This window comes from Wolbachia endosymbiont of Drosophila incompta (genome assembly GCF_001758565.1).
Classification (GTDB): Bacteria; Pseudomonadota; Alphaproteobacteria; order Rickettsiales; family Anaplasmataceae; genus Wolbachia; species Wolbachia pipientis.
In genome coordinates this window covers 90,177-90,481 of record NZ_CP011148.1, presented here as the reverse complement: position 1 = coordinate 90,481, position 305 = coordinate 90,177, and positions in this window count along the sequence as shown.

Here is a 305-nt window from a genome sequence, read left to right as displayed (position 1 = left end):
AAATGCGCTTATAAAGCATTTAAAATATCAAAAAACGCCAACTTAAAAAAAGGATAGTGAATAATTAGCTACCCTAGGGTTTCTTTTGCCTTTTTTTCTGTTTAGTAAATTTCTTAAACATTTATGACTAAAGGTTAGTTGCATTAAAAAGCAGCTAAATCGCGGTTATTAAGCGTTTAGAATAAAAAAACGCCATACTTGAAAGTATAATGTAAGTAATTAGCCAACCACGGGGCTTCTTTTGCCTTTTTTTTCGTTTGGTAAATTTCTTAAATATTTATAGCTAAACGACAACCGTCATCCCC